Here is a 21,036-nt window from a genome sequence, read left to right as displayed (position 1 = left end):
ACTACAATCGGGCTATACTCCCGGCAACAGTAAAAAAATGTAAAGGAGGGTGGGATGCATCTCCGCTTTTTTCTCTCCTCCCCCGGAGACGTCGCCGACGAACGCATCTTTGCGCAGCAAGTGATAGAACAGGAGCTGCCCAAGGATCCCCTGCTGCGTGGCGAGATCACCTGCGAGGCCATCCGCTGGGACGACCCGGCTGCACCGGTCTCGATGCCCGCCTCACTGACCCCGCAAGAAGCCGTCAATCAGGGGCTCCCCAAGCCGTCCGAGTGCGACGTGGTCATCGTCATCCTGTGGTCCCGTCTCGGAACCCCGTTACCACCGGGCATTGTCCGTCCGGATGGCTCGCCCTACCTGTCCGGCACGGAATGGGAATATGAGGATGCAGTCAATGCGAAGCCACCACCCCACACGCTGCTCTATCGCCGCAAAGGGGAGCCCGATTTTGGTGATGCCAACGATGAGGCAGCCTACGACCAGCGCCTCACGCAATACCGCCGCGTCGGAAAATTCTTCCAGCGTTTTCGCAACCCGGACGGATCGCTAAACGGCGGATTCTCGGAATACGATTCGCCTCAGGCTTTCCGCGACCAGTTGCGAAGCCATCTGCGTGCCTACATCCGAACCCGGTTATCTGCTCTTAAAAGCAGCGAAACACCCAATCGCAGCAAGGTGCCACCACCCTACAACCGGATCGCAAAGGCACTGGCCAATCGCACCGTAGTGCCGATCATTGGCCGGGACATCAGCGGTTCCGGCCGTCCGGTCGATGCCCAATGGAATGCTGCCGCGCCGACATTCCTGCCCAGCGGCGTCGAGCTGTCGCAGTTCCTGGCCAATGACACGGAATTCCCGGCTGGCAGCGAGCGCGACCAATTGGCTGAGGTCGCCTCCTATTACGAAGCCTTCCATACCCGCGACGCACTGCACGAGCGACTGCGTCAGGTTCTGGCACCGGATTCGCTGGTCAATCTGAGTATCCCGCCGCTCTATACCTTCCTGGCCCAGGTTGCCAAAACCAGCCCGCTGCTGATGTTGACCACCAACTACGATACACAGCTCGAACAGGCATTTCAGGCAGCCGGGCAACCTTATGACATCGTCGTCTACTCTGAACTGAAAGATCTCGGCAATGCCGTCATGTGGTGGCCGCACGGTGCCACCAAGCCCGAGACGCCGGCACCGAACGAGCTCTATATCGACCTCGACACGACCACCGTGATCTTCAAGATGCACGGATCAATCCACCGGGAAGCGGAGTGGGACAGCTTTGTCATCACCGAGTCGGATTACGTCGAACTGCTCTCCCGCATCGCCAGCAAATCGGCCATTCCCGCACTGTTCGCCACCCACTGCCGCGACCGCAGCCTGCTCTTTTTTGGCTACAGCCTGCGCGAATGGAATTCCCGGACCATCCTGCAAAGCCTGAATCGTTTCTTTGCCAAACGACTGGCCAGCGCCAGCGACGATGAAATCCAGTCGTGGGCCATCGATGAGAATTTTTCCGAACTGGAATTGAAATTCTGGCAGAAGCGCGGCGTCTATCCTTACCAAATCAATCTCGACCGCTTCATCGAACAATTGCGTGAGAGGCTGACGCCATGACCTCATACAGCGAACGAGAAGTCTGTCCTTACGTCGGCCTGCAACCGTTCGAGGCCGCAGACCGGGATTATTTTTTCGGCCGTGAGCGCGACCAACGCATCATCATCTCCAACCTGCTCTCCTCGCCGCTGACCATTCTGTATGGTTCAAGCGGCGTCGGCAAAAGCTCCGTGCTGCTTGCCGGTGTGGTCCCGCAATTGCACAAGGAGCGCCCGAAAACACCGGTCGTCGTTTTTCGCGACTGGGGCAACCCGAATTTCCAGCAAACACTGATTCGCGCCTGCATCAATGCAGTATGGTCCGGCGACACCGACCAGCCGAAGCCGGCCGAGACACTGCCTTTTGACGAAATCGTCCGGGCCTGCGCCGAGGCGGCGCACGAAACCATGTTGATCATCCTCGACCAGTTCGAGGAATATTTTCTCTACCATGCCAAGTCGACCGACCCGACCTCATTCGAGGCGCAGTTCGCGCGCGCCGTCAACCGGGAGAACGTCAACGCCGGCTTTCTCATCGCCATGCGCGACGACAGCCTCTCCAAGCTCGACCGATTTCAGGAGCGCATCCACAACCTGCTGAGCAACCGCATCCGGCTCAACCATCTGGATGCCACGGGCGCGACCCAGGCCATCGTGCAGCCGCTGACCGTCTGGAACGCCCGCCAGGCAGCGGACCAGAAAGCGATGCAGATCGAACCGGCCTTGGTCGAGGCGCTGCTTGATCAAGTGCAGACCGGCAAGGTGCAAGTTGCCCGCCATGGTGGCGCCGGTACCGGCCAGACCGAAGACCGCCGCATCGAGGCCCCCTTCCTGCAGCTGGTCATGGTTCGCCTGTGGGAAGAAGAACGACGTTCCGGCTCCTCGACCTTGCAACGCGCAACCCTGGATCGTCTGAACGGCGCCAACGAAATTGTGCATAACCATCTCGACGAGACCATGACCCGGCTTGATGCGCTGAGCCAGGCGGTCTGCGCCCGTTTCTTCGACCGTCTGGTCACACCGAGCGGGGCAAAAATTGCCTGCAGCATCAGTGACCTGACCACTTGGGCGGGCGATCTGGAGGCTCACGTTCCGGCGGTTCTGGCGGCGTTGACCGATGCCCGCAACCGTATTCTGCGGCCGGTTACCTCTCCCGACGATCCTGAAACCAAGCGTTTCGAAATTTTCCACGACGTACTGGCCCCTGCCATCCTTGACTGGCGACGCCGGTTCGTCACCGACGAGACACGGGCGGTGGAAATCCAGAAGGCCCGCAAGGAGGCCGCAACCCGATCCTTGCATCAGTGGCTGGCCGCCATGGGCACGATGACCTGCATTGCCATCGCCGGCTGGCTCTATGCCTCGTGGGAAGGCCGCCTGTCAGAAGCTAATCAGAAGGCAGCCGAATCAATCTCCGCCTTGCCCAGCGATGCAGCCCGGGCGCTCGATCTGGCCCTCGAGTCGGTCGAACATCGCGTCCCGCTTGGGCTGTCGCCGGTGCTGGCCACGCACTTCGGGCTATCCCCCAGTCCGGCTGCTGAAGATGCTTTGCGGCAAGCGATACAAGGCCAGACGACACGCCTCGAATGGACAATCAAAGCAGCGGAGCGCATGGTTTCCGATTTGTCCTTCAGCCCGGACGGCAAGTTGCTTGCCGTGGCAGACCGCGAACGCAAGGTGACGATCTGGCAGCTGGACGACACACGCCCGGTACCGGCACAGGCGGCACTGCAGCACGACGAATGGGTTCGGCGGGTAATTTTTCTACCCGATAGTCGACACCTGATCAGCGTTGCCGGCGACACGGCTTATCTCTGGTCGCTCGACAAGCCGGAAAAGCCGCTTCGCAGCTTTCCCCAGGGCAGCAAGATATTCAGCGCCATGGACATCAGCCGCGATGGACGCCTGCTAGCCACTGCCGGCAGAGGCGACGACCGTGGCGAGGGACGCGTCATCAAGATCTGGACGATCGATGGCCCCCAGGGCGTTGCCCGCCCGAAGGCAACCTACAGTGTTAATGGCAGCTGGCTGATGGGTCTCACCTTCAGCCCGGATGGCTGCTGCATTGCCAGCAGCGCCGTGCTCTCCGGCAACGATGGGCTACGCCACATGGCAAGCATCCGCGTGATTGCCAGTGGCGAAAGGCTGGAACTGCCGCTAGAAGAAGCGACCGATGCGATCAAGTTCACCCCCGATGGAAAATCGCTGATCACCGGCAGCCGCGACAGCTGGGTACGCGTCTGGCAACCGGTCGGCGAAACCCTGCCCGAGCTGCTGGCGCGACTCGCGGCAGGTAAAACCAAACCGGCCATTGCTTCGTGGAGCACCCGTGTTCTGGCCGGCCACGGCGACCGCGTGCGTGGTCTTGACGCCAGCCAGGACGGGAGTCGCCTGGCCAGCGGCAGTGGTGACTTCACTGCCAAGGTCTGGGACGCCGAAACGGGTGAAAACATCCTGACGCTTGCCGGCCATAGCAATTATGTTGAAGCGGCACGCTTTCATCCAGATGGCCATCACGTCGCCACCGCCTCGCGCGACGGTACCGTCAAATACTGGAATATCGACGGCCACGCCAACAGCATCAACAGCTTGGCCTTCAATGCGCAGGGGACGCTACTCGCAACCGTCAGTGCCGACCGGACGGCGCGCGTCTGGGACGTGTCGACCGATATTCCGCGCCAGCGCTTCTTGCTGACCGGCCACGGCGACCAGGTCTACCGAGCCGCCTTCGACAGCACCGGAAAAATTCTGGCCACCGCCGGCCTCGACAAGCTCCTCATCCTCTGGGATACCGACACCGGCAAGGAAATCCGACGTATCCAGAAACACGTCGACCAGTTGCGCGATGTCGCCTTCAGTCCCACCGGTCGCCGCATGGCAAGCGGCGGTGCGGATGGCAAGGCCTGGCTCTACGAGCTGCCCGAGACCGATCTGGCCACCGCCGACATTCCAGCCATCATGGTTTCGCATAGTGAGAACCACGACCAGATCTCCGCGCTCGCCTTCCACCCCACCCGTGAACAATGGGCCACCAGCGGCTATGACGGCAAGCTGCGCCTGTGGGATTTTGCCGGCCAACTGCTCGGCACAATCGCCATGCCCGAAAAACTGCGGGTGCGCGGAATACGCCTGGCTGACATCGCCTTCAGCCCGGATGGTCAGCGGGTCGCCACGGTGGTTGGACACAACGTCATGCAGTGGCCGGTCGATGCCTTCAAACAAGCGCAGGAAGCTGGCAACCCCACCACGCCGGAGCCGGCAATCGCAACCATCGCCGAGGGCAGCCGCGCCTTCTGCTCCGCGCTCAAATTTACTGCCGACAGCCAGCAACTGGCAGTTGCCTGCAGTGATGGTGGCGTGCGCATGCTCGATGCCGACAACCTGGCCCTGGAAAAGACGATCACCGTGCACAGCAGCGCGGTTAACGATGTTGATTTCACTCGGGATGGAAAGCGCCTGGCCACCGCCTGCCGCGACAAGACTTTCCATGTCTCGCCGCTGGGCTTAGCCGATCTCTACGAGGCCGCCAAACTGATTCGGGCGAATCGCCGGCCAGAACCTGCCCACGTTAACGAGCAATAAGCCGCCGGGAAGCGAAAACACACCGCGGCCTTCAGCCAAGCCGAGCGCCAGGCCTTTGCCAAGCAGCTCGACCGCTTCCTGGCGAGGATCCCGGGCGGCTGACACGCCTACGGTAGCAGCTCAGAAAAACGAGGTCGCGTCAGCTGCAAATCGTTGTACCAGCCATTCGCTGACCGCACGAACGCGGGGAATATCTCGCAAGCCCGTGGGTACTACCAGCCACATTTCCCGATTCAATATCGGCACGTCTCCAGACAGGCAGCGGATCGACGAATGCCGGTCGCCGAGAAATCGGGGCAGGATGCCCAACCCCAGCCCGTCGGCCACCGCAGTGGCTAGCGCGTCCATGTTGTTGCAACGGAAGGTGACGCGCTGGAAGCCAGCATTTTCCGCCAACCAGAGCATCTCCGGCACCTGATCCAGCGAATGCTCGTAGGCCACCCACGGCACATCTGTCCAGGCAGCCGGCGCAATCTGGTCGCGTGGACCATAGATGCTGTAGGCCAGCTTGCCGAGGCAGCGCACGACGAGATCGCCTTCGAGCGGGCGGGCCAGACGGATGGCGATATCCGCCTCGCGGCGGTTGAGGTCGAGCCTCTTGCTACTGGCTATGAGCTCCACCGACAAGTCGGGATAAAGCCCGCGCAATTCGGCCAGATGCCGAGCCAGATAATGAGATACCAGCGCGTCAACTGCGGTGATGCGGATCACTCCTTGCACCATGGCCTGGCTGTCCGTGGCCAGATGACAAATGGCGGCCATTTCTTGCTCCATGCGCTCACCGCGCTCGAGCAGGATGCGTCCGGCCGGGGTCGGTGTCAGCAGCCCTTTCATCCGCTCGAAGAGCGGCGTCCCCATGCAGGCTTCAAGGACTCGCAAGCGCCGGGAAACCGTCGTCTGATCCACCGCCAGTTGGCGAGCAGCGGCGGCCAGCGAACCGCAGCGTGCCAGCACTACGGCGTAACGCACGTCATCCCAATCCGGCACCGAGGCAAAATTTCCCGTGGGGGATGCAAGTTTATTCATTCCACAAATCCAGCATGCGCCGTATCCTCCGTCACACTCAAACCAAACAGGAGACAGCATCATGACCAAACCCACTACCTTGCGCAATATCGTCGGACTACCCGATACGCCGCCGGCCCTGGCCGATTCGGCCCTTGTCCTGATCGACTGCCAGAACACCTATCGCGAAGGCATCATGGCACTCAGCGGCGTTGAAGCTGCGCTCGACGAAGCATCACGCCTGCTTGCCGCAGCCCGCAAGCTCGGCGTCCCGGTGTTTCATATCCAACATGATGCCGGCCCTGGTAGCCCTTACGATATCAGCCAGCCGATTGGTGCCATCGCCGACAAGGTCGCCCCGGCCCCCGGCGAGCCGGTCATCGTCAAGAATTACCCGAACTCCTTTGTCGGCACTGACCTGGAAGCACAACTCAAGGCCGCCGGCCGCAACAACGTGATTTTCGCTGGTTTCATGACCCACATGTGCGTCAATTCAACGACCCGTGGCGCGTTCAACCTTGGCTTTACGCCGACGGTAGTGGCTGCCGCAACCGCCACACGCGATCTGCCGGGCATCGATGGCCAGGTCGTGTCAGCAGCCGCCTTGCAGCAAGCCAGCCTCGCCGCCCTCTCGGACCTCTTTGCCGTCGTCACCCCGAATACGGCCAGCCTGGGCTAAATTCAGCAATGCTCCCGGTGATTCGGGAGTATTGCCGCGCGTCCACGGTCAACCGGAAAAATCGGCCGAAATCCAAATTTTCATCAGGCCCATTTTCGCCATTCTGCACAACCTCAAGACGCTAAAGAGATTGTATTTCTCCCGCCCCGGACGATGGCAATCGTGCCTTGAATGCTGGCAACCGCTTGCTACACTTTCAAAAAGGCATTTCAGTTTTTATCCCTGTTGATTCATTGGCTTCAAGTGCAGTGCGTGATTTGCGGCGATCCGCCCACCCGGCATCACTTACTCGGAGAGCATCATGGAAAAAATTGAAAAATTCTGTACCGACCGTCTCCTGCCGAACGACCAGATGCGCTTTCAGTCTACGGTGCGGCGTGGCGGAAGCACCCGTGCCATTATGCCCATCGGCAAGCTGTGGATGAATGGCAGCACCTTGCGCGTCCGCTTTCTGGCGGGCACCCCTGCACAGCAGGCAAAGGCAAAGGAACAGGCCTTGTGGTGGACTGCCTTTGCCAACCTGCATTTCGATTTCAACGGCGCACCTGATGCCGAGATTCGCATTGCCTTCGACCCCAACGACGGTGCTTGGTCCTATATCGGCACTGATAACCGCGGCATTCCATTGAATCAGCCGACCATGAACCTGGGGTTCATGGATGGCGGCACCGCCGCCCACGAATTTGGCCATGCCATCGGGCTGGCGCACGAACACCAGAATCCGGCAGGCGGCATCGAGTGGAATGAAGCCGCGGTCATCAAGAGCCTCTCCGGGCCGCCCAACAACTGGAACGAAGCCACCATCCGCCACAATGTGCTGAACAAATACACCGTCAATCAGATCAAGGGCACAGCTTTCGATCCGGATTCGATCATGCTGTATTTCTTCCCCGGCAGTTGGGTCAAAAGCGGGGTTGGCACCCATGCCAACGATGTCTTGTCAGCCGTGGACAAGGCCTACATTGCCAGCGCCGAGGCCTACCCGAAAACCGCACCGACAGTGGTGGACGCGGTTGAACTCAAGGTGAACGCCGCACGGCGTACAGCAGGCGAGATCGGCCAACCCGGTGAGGAAGATTTGTACAAGTTCACGGTGGTTAGCAGCGGCACCCACATCATTGACACCCAGGGACCGACTGACGTGGTGATGCGTCTGTTTGGCCCAAATAGCCAGACCAACATAATCGCCGAAGACGACGACAGCGGCACGGGTTCCAACGCACGCATTTCGGCCAGCCTTGTACCGGGGCTCTACTACGCCCAGGTCAGGCATTACAACCGGGACGGCGGCAAGGGTGCTTATACGATTCGTGTTCGGCGGACAAAATAGCCGATCGCTTCAGCATACTTTCACGCTACAGCCCTGCCGGCTTGTGTTTTTCTATATCGACGCTAGCCGGCAGGGCGCTTGTTTATCCGCGAATTCTATCGTTCGGCGCCCTTGGCTTCGGATTGGCGGGAACCTGTGGATACGGATCGATAGGCGTCAGCGGATTCATGTCAAACGGCGCCAGACCGGGTTGCATCGGCGGCGTTCTGGCTTGCCGCAGGCGCTGCTCGGCTTGGTCAGCCCAACGCGAGAGCGCACCTGCGTCAACCGGGCGCACCCCCGCTGGCGCGCGATAGCCGGCTACCGCAAGTGACTGGTTCTCGGTCAGCCTGACCGGCGACCACTTGGCCCGCCCGCCGGGCGCGCATAGCACGTGCCCTTCCCGTACAAAGACGCTCACATTGCCAGGCGCATTGCTGCCGGAAGGAAGTTCGCGGCGGACACCATATTCTGTCCCTTCAACCGACGCCGATAGTTCATCGGTGAGCACTTGCCCGCCACCCCGGGTCGCAATGCTCTTGATGCGGGCGAAGATTTCGCCAAAAAACAGGCTGATCGAACCGAGTCGGACGCGTGTCGCACGGTTGAGAACGACCACACTGCCGTCCTCATAATCAATGACTGCCTGGCCATTGGCTGTTTCAATAGTGTCGCCAGTAATGACCTCCATCCCGGGTTCGTAATAGATAACACCGTGCCCACTTCGCGTGACGATAACGCCCGGGTCAGCATAAAGTACCGAGCCCGTCCGCGGTGCCGAACCCGTCAGACCTAATGGTCCGATGCTGAGCGAGACGCCGGCACAACCTGCGCTGAGCGCGATGACCGAGAGCGTAAGAAACATTCTGGCTGTGAATGCACACCACTTACGTTGCAGCATGGGACCACCTCTTCTCCAGCGCCGCCAGAACCCACCACGTTATCGTGAAGGCGGCAATATGATAAAGACTGTCGACCAGTAGCCCGAACCTGGCGTACAGCAAGACTGTGATACCCACGTAGGCTACGACGGTCAGCGGCAGGACAGCGACATCGAGCCGCCGCGATTTGCCAACCCGCCACAGGCGATAGGCGATGGCGAGCAGCACCATCAACAGCGAGAGCAACCATTGGGCGAGAAAGCCGACTGGCCTGACGATGGCATTGGTCAGCAAGCCATTGACCGCATCGGCCTGAAACTCGAAGCCATAGCGCAACGGCCCCACGCGATCGAGCCGCGTTTGCAGGACATCCAGCGGATGCGTGACGCCGACCAGGACGATCTTGCCACGCCAACTGTCGGGCGCTAGCGGCTCAGCCAGCAGTAGGTCAGCGTCAAATCGCCGCACCGGGTCGCGCCAACGCTCACGGTGCGATACCGGAAAGATCAGGCGCGCCATGTCGGCGCCCGGCGGGCGCGCTGGACAATCACGATCGGTACGGCTGGCGACTTCACGCAGCGAAAACGGAACATTGGATTCACTGCCGGCACCGCGCACCAGCAGCCTCAGGTCACTGCTCGGGATCGGCGCCATGCTCGTCACGTCGGCAACGGCGTGCAGCGGAAACGATCCGTACATACGGTTGCCAATGCCCATGGCCAGCGTGCCGAGTACCGCGTTATCGAGTTTCTGGCCAATGCAGGTCAGGCCGAGCCGAGCACCCACTTCAGCCAGCCCCGGCAAGGCCACCGGATCACCCCCGGGCGTCAGCGACTTGAAGCCAAAGACGACACGCGTACCATTTCGACGCGCCGCCCGCACCGCGTCGATGAGATCCGCATCGTGACTGCTCGCCTGTTCGGTCGTGATGTCAAAGGCAATTGCCTCGGCCTTGCTCACGCTGGCAACGGCAATCAGTCGCGCATAGTCACTGCGGCGTGTGCTCGAAAGACGCGTCACTTCATCGTCGCGCGGGGTAATCGCCACGAGCAGGAGGCGATCGGAAATAACCGGCTCGAAGAGCACATCACCCAACAGCATAGTGAAACTCGCACTGCGCGTATCCAGCCCGAGCAGATCGAACAGATTGATCCAGGCAAATGAAAGCACCATCGCACAGACGACGGCGGCAACCCCGACGCCAGCCTTGCCGAGGCGCAGCACCTGCTTGAGCCGACGAACAAAATCAACCAGCCCGCCACCTTCCAGCGCGGCGGCCAGCGCGGCAATATCGCGATCACGGGTATCGCGATGCAACGTCTCGAACTGCAGTCGTCCGAGTGCGGTTATATCGGATGGCAACTGCTCCGGCGCGGGCAAGGTGGCACCGTCGACAAGCACCGGAATCACCCGCTTTTTCTGGCGCAGCGCCTCAGCAATCTCCCAGCGGACGAAATCGTTGGCGCCGCTCGCCTCCCGCTCTCCAAGTATAGTTAGCCAGGCGGGGCCGATGACGACCAGCACGATGTCGTACTCGGCCAAGCGTTCCGTCAGCAGCTTTTTCCAATCATCGCCCAGCGCGATATCCTGCAAATCGAAAAAAACCTTGTCCCGCACAAACCACGTGGACAGCTGGTCATGGAGAATTTGTGCCGTCGCGGAGCTATCCTCGCGCCGATAGCTGATAAAGATATTCGGCATGGTGCCTGGGAATTACGAGACGCCCAACCGATTGACTGACCAATCCCCGGCAACGGCATCCCGACCTTGCATGATTATCATCAGCAGTCTCCCCTCTGTTATTCAAATTGGAACAGCGCATGGCCCGCAAGTTCAGACGAGCTTTGCGAAGGGCGCATATATCAGGGCCATTATTGGCCCATTGGGTCAAATTTGTTGAGTATCAAGTTGAACCGCATGCTTTCCTGAGGAGATGGCAGTCTCCAGAATGCCTGCCCATGACCACGACGTGAATCCCCAATAAAAAAGCCCCAACCGCTTTCCCGATTGGGGCTTTTTTTGATTGCTACGGTCGACCGGAAAAACCGGCCGAAATCCGAAATTTACATCTCGACCGTTTCCGCGACTTCAACAAACGAAGGGATCTTGTCGAAGTTCATGAGGCGTTAATTTCGACCGCGCAACTACGGGCTTCTCTGGCCTATTCGTCTATCGCTGTCTAAAAAATGCCTTTTGCCTCTTCAGGTAGCCAGGTCCGCCACATCGCTGACTTCGTGCTTTTTCTGCCGCCAATTTTCGAAAAATACAACACCATGCCTGTATTTATTATTTACAAATTTTGTTGTGTATTTTATATTTACAGATAGACGACTGTTAATTTAGAGTACAGTTCAAATCCTGTAACCCATAATGAGCACGGTTGTGGAGGCAATGATGACTTACCCGATCAAGACACTGAATCAGCTTCCTCTGATTCTCCGGGCATTTCGCAAGGGACAAGGACTGACCCAGGCGGCCATGGCTGAAAAACTTGGCATTACACAGCAAAGTTATGCCTACTTTGAAGCCAAGCCAGCCACAGCAACCCTGGAACGCCTGTTTACGGTACTGCGTCTGTTTAACGTCGATATCTCGCTAAACCAGGCATCCTCGACACCCACGCCGGATGTCGGGGCGCCACTTGAACAAACCTCTGATAGCTACTCGGCAAGGCCTCGTAAGCGCACTGCCAAAACCGCCCCTATTGCCGTAGCGCCGAAGAAGAAAGAGAGCTGGTAACCATGGGCCGACGTGCGAAGGCCCAGCGCCTGAACATCTGGATGAACGGCATCCCGGTCGGTTCCTGGGAAACCGGCCGACAGGGCGACCAACTGGTTTATTTCGATGACTGGCTGAGCGATGAGCAGACCCGCCCGTTGTCCTTGTCGCTGCCATTCCTGCCTGGCAATGCATCCTATCAAGGGGAGCTTGTCAGTCACTACTTCGACAACCTGTTGCCGGACAACGACGCAATTCGCCGTCGCCTGGCACAGCGATATCAAGCCGGCGGCACCGATGCCTTTCAGTTGCTGTACAAACTGGGGCGCGATTGCGTCGGGGCAATACAACTGCTGCCTGAAGATGAATCGCCCACCGATATCTACGAGATCAAGGGCGAAGAACTGAGCGCCGCCGCTATCGCCCAGCATTTACGCAACATCCCTTCGACCCAGTTCCTCGGGCAGCACGATGATCATGACGACTTGCGCCTTTCCATCGCCGGCGCCCAAGAAAAAACCGCCCTGTTGCAGCAGGGTGGAAAATGGCTGCTGCCCCACGGCAGCACCCCGACCACGCACATTTTCAAGTTACCCCTGGGGCTGGTTGGCAACATGCAAGCCGACATGCGCAGTTCGATCGAGAACGAATGGTTGTGTTCCAAGATCCTCGCTGCCTACGGCATTCCCATCGCAAGCTGCGACATGGCAGTTTTCGAGGAGCAGAAAGCCCTGATCGTTGAGCGCTTCGACCGCACACCATCCAGCGACAGCAGTTGGATCATCCGTTTGCCGCAGGAGGACATGTGCCAGGCAACGGGCACCTCCCCACTGCGCAAATATCAGGCAGACGGCGGACCGGGGATCGCCACGATCATGAATATCCTGCTCGGCTCAGAACAGGCCGAACAGGACAGGATCAACTTCTTCAAAACGCAGATTCTGTTCTGGCTACTGGCCGCCACTGACGGTCACGCCAAGAATTTCAGCATTACCCTCCGGCCGGGCGGATGTTACCGAGCCACCTCCATCTACGACGTACTTTCGGCGCATCCTTTGATTGGCAAAGGCAAGAACCAGATTTCCCCAAACAAAGCCAAACTCGCGATGGCAATTCGGAGCAGTACCAACTATTACCTGATCGACAACATCCGGCGACGGCACTGGGCTGCACAGGCAGAGCAAGTTGGGCTTGGCAGGGCGATGGCAGAGCGATTGATTGAGGAAGTTGTTACTGCGACGGATACGGTCATCGACGAAGTAGGCAAGTTGCTACCCAATAATTTCCCCATGGACGTGGCGGATTCTATTTTCGACGGCATGCGCCGACAATCGGCGCGATTAGGCACCGATAAGTAATCAGCAGGGCCGCGGGATTAGTCCGTCAGCCACAAAGAAAAAGGCTATGTAATCTTTGCATGTTGGTCTATAACAAAGTTATCTGAATCAATCGGATAGGTGTTGCGATGAAGCCCAATGATTTCCGGAAACTGTCGAGTGCGTTGAAGGAATTGACGCCGCACCAGCGGCAAGTCTTGATGGATCGGCTGCAACCGGCGGCGCAGGAGTCGGCGTCCTACCAAGTGGTTGAGACCCGGATGACCGAGAAGCCGCACTGTCCGCATTGCGCACACGAGCAGGTTTCCCGCTGGGGGTTCGCCAATGGCTTGCAACGTTATCGCTGCAACGCCTGTCGAGCGACTTTCAACGCCCTGACTGACACACCGCTAGCAGGACTTCGGCACAAAGCGAAATGGATGGACTATGCGAAACAGCTGGCTGAGGGGACGAGCATCCGCAAAAGTGCCGCTGCGGTGGGGATTCATCCCAACACGGCATTCCGCTGGCGCCACCGCTTCCTGAACTTGCCCAATGGTCAGCAGGCGATCAGCCTGGCGGGCATTGCTGAAGCCGATGAGACGTATTTCCTTGAGTCACAGAAGGGCAGAAGACAAGGTTTGAGTCGTGCTCCCCGCAAGCGGGGCGGCAAAGCCAGTAAGCGCGGCCTGTCGGAAGAACAGACCGCTGTCCTGATTTGCCGGGATCGTACCGGCAACACCGCAGACTTCATCCTGGAGAAGGCCGATAAGGCACACCTCGGGGCGGTGCTCAAGCCGCTTTGGGCGACCGATGTCATTCTGTGCACCGACGGAGAAAAGGCGCTGGCGGCTGTTGCCAAAGAAATGGGCATCACCCACCGGCCGGTCAATCTGGCTGCTGGTCAGCGTGTTGTGGCGGGGGTCTATCATGTGCAGAACGTCAATGCCTACGATAGCCGACTCAAGGAATGGATACGCCGCTTCCACGGCGTCGCCACCCGCTACTTGGGTAACTATCTGGGCTGGCGACGATTGATTGAGCGACACGACCGCGATATTTCCTCTGACGATTTCCTCCGTGCCGCTTTGGGGATCGATGGGGTTCAACATACTATGGGTACATAGCCAAGAAAAACCCCAACCGGTTTCCCGATTGGGGCTTTTTTAGATTGCTGCGGTCGACCGAAAAAACCGGCCGAAATCCGAAATTTACATCTCGACCGTTTCCGCGACTTCAACAAACGAAGGGATCTTGTCGAAGTTCATGTAGCGGTACACTTCAGCAGACTTGGCATTGACCAGCTTGATCTGCTCCATGTATTCCGCGACCGTCACGATGCGACCGGCCAGCGCGCACATGGCGGCCAGTTCGGCAGAACCGAGATAAACCTGGGTGTCGATACCGAGGCGGTTCGGGAAGTTGCGGGTGGAGGTGGAGATCGCGGTGGAACCCTTGCGGATCTGTGCCTGGTTACCCATACACAGCGAGCAGCCCGGCATTTCCATACGCGCGCCGGACTTGCCGAGAACGCCGTAGTAGCCTTCTTCGGTCAGGATCAGCGCATCCATCTTGGTCGGCGGGGCAATCCACAGACGCGTCGGGATGTCGGAGCGACCTTCAAGAACCTTGGCGGCAGCACGGAAGTGGCCGATGTTGGTCATGCAGGAGCCGATGAAGACTTCGTCGATCTTGGCGCCAGCAACTTCGGAGAGAACCTTGACGTCGTCCGGATCGTTCGGGCAGGCCAGGATCGGCTCGGTAACTTCGGCCAGATCGATTTCAATAACCGCGGCGTACTGTGCGTTGTCGTCCGGCTGCAGCAGCACGCCGTTGGCAATCCAGTCTTCCATAGCGGTGATACGACGCTTCAGGGTGCGAGCATCCTGATAGCCTTCGGCAATCATCCACTTCATCAGCGTGATGTTCGAGGTCATGTACTCGACCATCGGTTCCTTGTTCAAACGAACGGAACAGGCAGCGGCGGAGCGCTCGGCAGCAGCGTCGGACAGTTCGAATGCTTGCTCGACCTTCAGATCCGGCAGACCTTCGATTTCGAGAATACGGCCGGAGAAGACGTTCTTCTTGCCCTTCTTCTCAACGGTCAGCAGCCCAGCCTTGATGGCATACAGCGGAATGGCGTTAACCAGATCGCGCAGGGTGATGCCATCTTGCATCTTGCCCTTGAAACGGACGAGCACGGATTCCGGCATGTCCAGCGGCATGACGCCGGTAGCAGCGGCAAAGGCGACCAGACCGGAACCGGCCGGGAAGGAAATGCCAATCGGGAAACGGGTGTGCGAGTCACCACCGGTACCGACGGTATCCGGCAGCAGCAGGCGGTTCAGCCAGGAGTGGATGACGCCGTCACCCGGACGCAGTGAAACGCCGCCACGGGTCGAGATGAAGGACGGCAGTTCGCGGTGGGTCTTGACGTCAACCAGCTTCGGATAAGCAGCGGTGTGGCAGAAGGACTGCATGACGAGGTCGGCGGAGAAGCCGAGGCAAGCCAGGTCTTTCAGTTCGTCGCGCGTCATCGGGCCGGTGGTGTCTTGCGAACCCACGGTGGTCATCTTCGGCTCGCAGTAGGTGCCCGGCAGGATGCCGGCAACGCCGCAGGCCTTGCCGACCATCTTCTGGGCCAGCGAGTAACCCTTGCCGTCGTCAGCCGGGTTTTGCGGCAGACGGAACAGGGTGGATTGCGGCAGGCCGAGGAATTCGCGAGCCTTGGTGGTCAGGCCACGACCGATGATCAGGGGGATACGGCCACCAGCGCGGACTTCGTCAAGAATGACGAGGGTCTTGAGCTGGGACTCGGCAATCACGGTACCGTTCTTGACGGCGGTGACCTTGCCGGAGTTGGCATCAACCTTCAGTTCGATCTCATCACCCATGTCCATCTGGTCAGCAGCGATTTCAATCGGCAATGCACCGGCATCTTCCATAGTGTTGAAGAAGATCGGAGCAATCTTGGAACCGAGACAGACGCCACCGAAACGCTTGTTCGGGACAAAAGGAATGTCTTCTCCGGTGAACCACAGCACGGAGTTGGTCGCAGACTTGCGGGAAGAACCGGTACCGACCACGTCACCGACGTAGGCGATCAGGTTGCCCTTGGCAGCCAACGCATCAAGTTGCTTCAACGGGCCGCGGGAGCCCGGCTCATCAGCTTCGATACCCGGACGCGGGTTCTTCAGCATGGCCAGTGCATGCAGCGGAATGTCAGGACGAGACCAGGCATCCGGTGCAGGCGACAGGTCGTCGGTATTGGTTTCGCCGGTCACCTTGAAGACTGTCAGCTTCTGCGAAGCCGGGACTTCCGGACGCGACGTAAACCACTCAGCATCAGCCCAGGACTGCATGACAGCTTTGGCGTTAGCGGCAGCCGTAGCATTGCTGGACTTGGCCAGTTCGGCGACATCGTGGAAGAAGTCGAATACCAGCAGGGTCTTCTTCAGGCCTTCGGCAGCAACCGTGCCGCAGGTGGCATCACCCAGCATGTCGATCAGCGGCTTGACGTTGTAGCCACCGAGCATGGTGCCAAGCAGATGCGTGGCGCTTTCTTTGGAAATCAGGGCACAGGCTTCTTCACCCTTGGCAACCTTGGCCAGGAATTCGGCCTTGACCTTGGCAGCGTCATCCACACCTGCCGGAACACGGTAGGTGATCAGTTCAACCAGGGCGGCTTCTTCGCCGGCCGGTGGATTCTTCAGCAAGGCGACCAGTTCGGTGGTCTGTTGCTTGGACAGGGGCAGCGGGGGGATACCGAGGGCTGCACGCTCTGCTACGTGGGCGCGATAGGCTTCAAGCACGGCGACTTCCTTTCAAAAGGGTTGCTCTGAGGAACGAATATTTTACGACAACGGCGGCGGCCTGATAGTTCGAAAAACAATAGTCCGCCACCGTGACTTGCGGGTCTTATATATTTTATATGTTAGAACACTTGTTGCGCCATACCGACATCGGCAATTCACAACGCTGGTACAATCTGCCCATTTATTAAGCACAACACTCAAAAGCCTTGTGGCTCAGTGCATTGCGGATGTTGTCCCGTGTTTATCCACAGGCTTGTCCCGTCATTTCGGGGATAAATTTTCTTTATTGAATTGCCGCTGGCGCAGGCGAGATGCAGGGAATATCAGGCTTTCGGCCAAAGAATCATCTGCGTACAGCGGAACAGCGCAATCTTCCGGCCATTCGCTTCGTCGGTCACCACGGCATCCCAGACCTGCGTATTGCGCCCGAGATGCTGCGCAGTTGCAATGCAGGCGATGCTGCCCTCCTTCACCGTTCCCAGATGGTTGCTCTTCAATTCGATGGTGGTGAAGGACTGCGCGCCTTCAGGAAGGTGAGCGATCGTCGCGTAACCGCAAGTGGTATCGGCCAGCGCGACGATACTCGCTGCATGAAGGAAGTCGTTCGGGGCAAAGTGAAGTTTCTTCACCGGCATCCGACTCTTCATGGTTCCGGCACTCAGTTCAAGCATTTCGATGCCAAGGTAGCCGGGCAAGTATTCACCACCCTGTTCATTCAGTGAACTGATCGAAACATCCTGGCGCAAATGGCTCATTGCTATATTTCCTTGAATACTGTTGTCAGGCAGCTGCCAGCTTTGGCACGACCGGCGCTTCGCGAATCGGCAAATTGACGACTGCCGCTATCAGCGCCAAGGCCATGTCGGCGTACCACATCCAGCCGAAGTCGCCGAAACGGCTGATCGTCAGCCCGCCCAGATAAGCGCCAAGAAAGCCGCCGATCTGGTGGCTGAGCAGGGTCAGGCCGAACAGCGTGGCCAGATAGCGAATCCCGAACAGCTTACCGACTATCGCCGCAGTCGGCGGCACGGTGGCCAACCAGGTAAAACCCAGTCCGGCGGCAAACAGATAGAAAGTCAGTTCGGTACGCGGCGCCATCAGATACAATGCAATCAGCACGGCACGCGAGGCATACATCGCGGCCAGCACGTACTTGCTGCGGTATTTCGCGACACATGAACCGGCATAAAGGCTGCCAAAAATATTGGCCAGCCCGATGATGGCCAACGACCAGCTGGCAACCGCCGGCGGTAGACCGCACAAATTCACTTCGCCGGGCAGGTGCGTGACGAGGAAAGCAATGTGGAAGCCGCAGGTAAAGAAGCCCGCGTGCAGCAACAGATAGCTGCGGTCCCCCATTGCTTCACCAATGGCCCGCTTCAGCCCACCTTCTTCATGGGCGTGATGAACCTGCCCTTCGACCGGCCGGGTCAGTTTGCCCACCAGCGGCAAGGCGGCCAGCGTTATCAGAGCCATGGCCCACATCGCCCCCATCCAGCCCACGCCCTGGATGAGCTTTTGCAGAATGGGCGCGAACACGAACTGACCGAACGAACCGCCGGCATTGATCACCCCGGAGGCCGAACCGCGCGACTCCAGCGGCAGACGCTGGGCGGCCGCACCAATCAGCACCGAAAAGCTGCCTGCTCCCGAGCCGATAGCCGACAGCAGACCCAGCGAAATCATCAGGCCAAAGCCGGTGCCCATGAAAGGCGTTATGGCAGAACCGAAAGCGAGGACCAGCAAGCCGCCGATCAATACGGCACGCGGACCATAGCGGTCGGCCACCGCACCGGCCACCGGCTGAATGGCGCCCCAAGTAAACTGCCCGATGGCAAGCGCCAGACTGATACTGGCAATACCCAGCCCGGTCGTCCCTTCGATGGGCGCGATGAACAAGCCGAGAGACTGACGGGCGCCCATCGTCACCATCAGGATGCCGGCTGCCGCCAGCGTAACAACCAGTACATCGGGGCGACTCAAGGAGCGCAACATGGTTTCATCCCGCTATCATTTGACATGGAAACATTCGGTAAATACGTTAAGCATCTGCGCTGCCGCACTCAGCAGCCTCGCACAAAATACGGCTACGCATAGGTTGTAATTTCGTGAGTCAGGTTATCCACCACGACGGGGTTATCCAGATACGTAACCGACGGATCAGCGCCGTACTTCTGCTTAACAAAAGCGCTCCAACCCTCGGTGTACATCGCTTCAGCTTCAGCCCGGGACTCCCACAGATATATTCCGCCAACGTTGCCCCCATCCGCCGAGAGCACGTAATGCTTACGGACAAGACCAGCAACACCTTGATACTTTGGCGCGGTACTCAAAAATATCCCGAGCGCCTCGTCCCGCGTAATCGGCTTTGGCAACCGGATCGTGTTGATGACGATAATCATGCGAAGGCTCCTTGAGGGTAACAATGGCTACGAGAAACATCTGACGACTTTGTCATGGAACTATACCTAGCAAAATCATTGGCAAAAAGCGGATAATTATCTCCATAACGTCAACGGATCATTGACAAAATGCAATGGCTCAATAGCTGGGAAAGCTTCGTCAAAGTCGTGGAAGCGGGCAGCATGGCAGGCGCGGCGCGGCGTCTTGACTGTACCCGGGCGCAAATCAGCAAACAAATCGGCGATCTTGAGCGCGCCTTTGGCGTCCGCCTGTTTGAACGATCCACCCGCAAGATCAGCCTCACACCCTCCGGCGAGATTTTTCACCAGCACGCCCTGCGCGCGTTGGAGGCGATCCACAGCACCGAAATCGCTGTCAGAAACATGGGCGACGCCCCGCATGGTGTGCTGCGCATCAGCGCCTCCATCACCTTCGGTCGCCTCTACATCGCGCCACTGCTGCCGATCATCGTCGGCAAATATCCGGAACTGAATTGCGAACTGGTCCTGACCGATCATCTGGTTGATCTGGTCGAAGAAAATATCGATCTCGCTTTGCGTCTGACCAAGGCGCCACCAGAAGACGCCGTCGCCCGCAAGCTGGTGCACATGAAGCGTGTCATCTGCGCCACGCCAGCCTACTTTGCGGCCCATGGCGAACCACGGACCCCTCACGAACTGGCGCACCACACGTGTTTCAGTCTGCTTCAGTTCAACGAAAGCCGGGTATGGCGGCTGATAGACGCCCAAGGTGAAGAAATCAGCGTGCCGGTCACCAGCAAATTTCTCTTCAACGACATCGACTGCGTCATGAGCGCCGTACTGACCGGGCACGGCATTGGCATGTTGCCGACCTACCTGTGCGGCCCGGCGCTGGCGCGCGGAGAACTGCGCACCATCTTCGACGATCTCGAACCGCTGAGCAGCCTTGGCCGTTACCTTTACGCCTGCTACACGCCAAACCGGGTCCGTGTACCTAAAGTCCGGGTGTTTCTTGAGGAACTGGAAAAACTGTTTACTCCCCTGCCTCCATGGGAAGGGCCGGTAACGACTCTGGACGACATCGAGCAGCACTAAATTTCACCGACTTGATCTTCCTTTCACAGCAAGTTTAAGCAGTGAAATTCATGTGCCTAATTCGTTCTGCTGAATGGCAATTCGAGGAGCATCTGGCAAAGTTCGGCCAAGCAGCACCTTGCAACCGGAAAAAATCCGGCGGTATCCGCCTGCAAACGAGACATTCAAGCTGTTGGCTCGCAACAGACGCCCGCTAACTTGCTGCAAATTATTGATCGCTATCTTTATCACCACGCGACTATCCGCGTGATTTAAAGGAATGATCAACATGAAAAGCAAACTCTATCTGGTGGCGCTAGCTGCGCTTTCAGCCACAACCATCGGCACCGCCTACGCGGCCAGAACGATGGAGAGCGATGTGCTGGCAATCGAACATACCAAGATTGATCTGACCCAGGCGATCACTGCAGCCGAGCAACATATCGGCGGCAAAGCATCGCGCGCTGAAGTTGAAAAACATCAGGGCCATTGGGTCTTCGATATCGAAGTCGTCCAAGGCAAAAAAGTCATGGACGTGAAGGTCGACTCGACCAGCGGGAAGGTCATTGCCGCCAGCGAAGACAAGCTCGACCACAATGACGACTGTGATCTGGCCGATTAACCAGCCGCGCCGATGGCCTGGGTTGAATCCAGGCCCAGCAAGGAGAGAATGCAAATGAAAACCTT

At 58.7% G+C, this 21,036-nt stretch carries 17 protein-coding genes; 9 read left to right on the top strand and 8 right to left on the bottom strand.

The window, feature by feature from the left end:
• The first annotated feature begins 54 nt into the window (after positions 1-54).
• Positions 55-1,608, top strand: coding sequence for an SIR2 family protein (locus tag IPJ12_18885; GenBank protein ID MBK7649162.1), 1,554 nt, complete (start codon positions 55-57; stop codon positions 1,606-1,608).
• On the top strand, positions 1,605-5,168 hold the full coding sequence (locus IPJ12_18880) for a WD40 repeat domain-containing protein (GenBank protein ID MBK7649161.1): 3,564 nt from the start codon (positions 1,605-1,607) through the stop codon (positions 5,166-5,168). Before IPJ12_18885 ends, IPJ12_18880 begins: the two co-directional genes overlap by 4 nt.
• Before the next feature lie 120 nt (positions 5,169-5,288).
• Here the strand turns inward: IPJ12_18880 and IPJ12_18875 are convergent, their stop codons facing one another.
• Positions 5,289-6,194, bottom strand: coding sequence for a LysR family transcriptional regulator (locus tag IPJ12_18875; protein MBK7649160.1), 906 nt, complete (start codon positions 6,192-6,194; stop codon positions 5,289-5,291).
• A 61-nt stretch (positions 6,195-6,255) separates the two neighbouring features.
• Between IPJ12_18875 and IPJ12_18870 the strand changes: the two genes are divergently transcribed.
• The gene (locus tag IPJ12_18870) at positions 6,256-6,852 is read left to right on the top strand and encodes a cysteine hydrolase (protein MBK7649159.1); all 597 of its coding nucleotides are present in this window, start codon (positions 6,256-6,258) and stop codon (positions 6,850-6,852) included.
• Positions 6,853-7,153: 301 nt separating this feature from the next.
• On the top strand, positions 7,154-8,182 hold the full coding sequence (locus IPJ12_18865) for a pre-peptidase C-terminal domain-containing protein (GenBank protein MBK7649158.1): 1,029 nt from the start codon (positions 7,154-7,156) through the stop codon (positions 8,180-8,182).
• 82 nt (positions 8,183-8,264) lie between these two features.
• On the opposite strand, the gene IPJ12_18860 is transcribed toward IPJ12_18865, so the two are convergent.
• The gene (locus IPJ12_18860) at positions 8,265-9,062 is read right to left on the bottom strand and encodes a FecR domain-containing protein (protein ID MBK7649157.1); all 798 of its coding nucleotides are present in this window, start codon (positions 9,060-9,062) and stop codon (positions 8,265-8,267) included.
• Positions 9,049-10,743 (bottom strand): CHASE2 domain-containing protein, encoded by a 1,695-nt coding sequence (locus tag IPJ12_18855; GenBank protein MBK7649156.1) that lies wholly within the window; start codon positions 10,741-10,743, stop codon positions 9,049-9,051. The genes IPJ12_18860 and IPJ12_18855 overlap by 14 nt, the downstream gene beginning before the upstream one ends.
• A gap of 693 nt (positions 10,744-11,436) precedes the next feature.
• Here IPJ12_18855 and IPJ12_18850 point away from each other — a divergent pair.
• The 3 genes from IPJ12_18850 to IPJ12_18840 all read left to right on the top strand — a co-directional run bounded on the left by IPJ12_18850 (position 11,437) and on the right by IPJ12_18840 (position 14,203).
• Positions 11,437-11,781: a helix-turn-helix transcriptional regulator gene (locus IPJ12_18850; protein MBK7649155.1), complete on the top strand. Its 345-nt coding sequence runs from the start codon at positions 11,437-11,439 to the stop codon at positions 11,779-11,781.
• A 2-nt stretch (positions 11,782-11,783) separates the two neighbouring features.
• Positions 11,784-13,118, top strand: a complete 1,335-nt coding sequence (locus IPJ12_18845) for a type II toxin-antitoxin system HipA family toxin (protein MBK7649154.1) — start codon at positions 11,784-11,786, stop codon at positions 13,116-13,118.
• Positions 13,119-13,225: 107 nt separating this feature from the next.
• The gene (locus IPJ12_18840; GenBank protein MBK7649153.1) at positions 13,226-14,203 is read left to right on the top strand and encodes an IS1595 family transposase; all 978 of its coding nucleotides are present in this window, start codon (positions 13,226-13,228) and stop codon (positions 14,201-14,203) included.
• A gap of 84 nt (positions 14,204-14,287) precedes the next feature.
• On the opposite strand, the gene acnB is transcribed toward IPJ12_18840, so the two are convergent.
• The 4 genes from acnB to IPJ12_18820 all read right to left on the bottom strand — a co-directional run bounded on the left by acnB (position 14,288) and on the right by IPJ12_18820 (position 19,293).
• The gene (gene acnB / locus IPJ12_18835) at positions 14,288-16,888 is read right to left on the bottom strand and encodes a bifunctional aconitate hydratase 2/2-methylisocitrate dehydratase (protein ID MBK7649152.1); all 2,601 of its coding nucleotides are present in this window, start codon (positions 16,886-16,888) and stop codon (positions 14,288-14,290) included.
• Between the two features lie 326 nt (positions 16,889-17,214).
• The gene (locus tag IPJ12_18830) at positions 17,215-17,646 is read right to left on the bottom strand and encodes a PaaI family thioesterase (protein ID MBK7649151.1); all 432 of its coding nucleotides are present in this window, start codon (positions 17,644-17,646) and stop codon (positions 17,215-17,217) included.
• Positions 17,647-17,671: 25 nt separating this feature from the next.
• A complete protein-coding gene (locus IPJ12_18825; GenBank protein MBK7649150.1) occupies positions 17,672-18,886 on the bottom strand; it encodes an MFS transporter in 1,215 nt (404 codons plus the stop codon).
• Between the two features lie 92 nt (positions 18,887-18,978).
• Positions 18,979-19,293, bottom strand: a complete 315-nt coding sequence (locus IPJ12_18820) for a monooxygenase (GenBank protein ID MBK7649149.1) — start codon at positions 19,291-19,293, stop codon at positions 18,979-18,981.
• Between the two features lie 129 nt (positions 19,294-19,422).
• Here IPJ12_18820 and IPJ12_18815 point away from each other — a divergent pair, with 129 nt between their 5' ends.
• The gene (locus IPJ12_18815) at positions 19,423-20,370 is read left to right on the top strand and encodes a LysR family transcriptional regulator (GenBank protein MBK7649148.1); all 948 of its coding nucleotides are present in this window, start codon (positions 19,423-19,425) and stop codon (positions 20,368-20,370) included.
• 48 nt (positions 20,371-20,418) lie between these two features.
• Here the strand turns inward: IPJ12_18815 and IPJ12_18810 are convergent, their stop codons facing one another.
• The gene (locus IPJ12_18810) at positions 20,419-20,640 is read right to left on the bottom strand and encodes a hypothetical protein (protein ID MBK7649147.1); all 222 of its coding nucleotides are present in this window, start codon (positions 20,638-20,640) and stop codon (positions 20,419-20,421) included.
• On the opposite strand from IPJ12_18810, the gene IPJ12_18805 reads away from it, so the two are divergent.
• On the top strand, positions 20,633-20,971 hold the full coding sequence (locus IPJ12_18805) for a PepSY domain-containing protein (GenBank protein MBK7649146.1): 339 nt from the start codon (positions 20,633-20,635) through the stop codon (positions 20,969-20,971). The genes IPJ12_18810 and IPJ12_18805 overlap by 8 nt on opposite strands.
• Positions 20,972-21,036: the final 65 nt, after the last annotated feature.

This window comes from Betaproteobacteria bacterium, from assembly GCA_016709965.1.
GTDB classification, from domain to species: domain Bacteria; phylum Pseudomonadota; class Gammaproteobacteria; order Burkholderiales; family Rhodocyclaceae; genus Azonexus; species Azonexus amarohabitans.
Note: the sequence above shows the minus strand (reverse complement) of the source record. Positions and strands in the feature narration are given on the sequence as shown.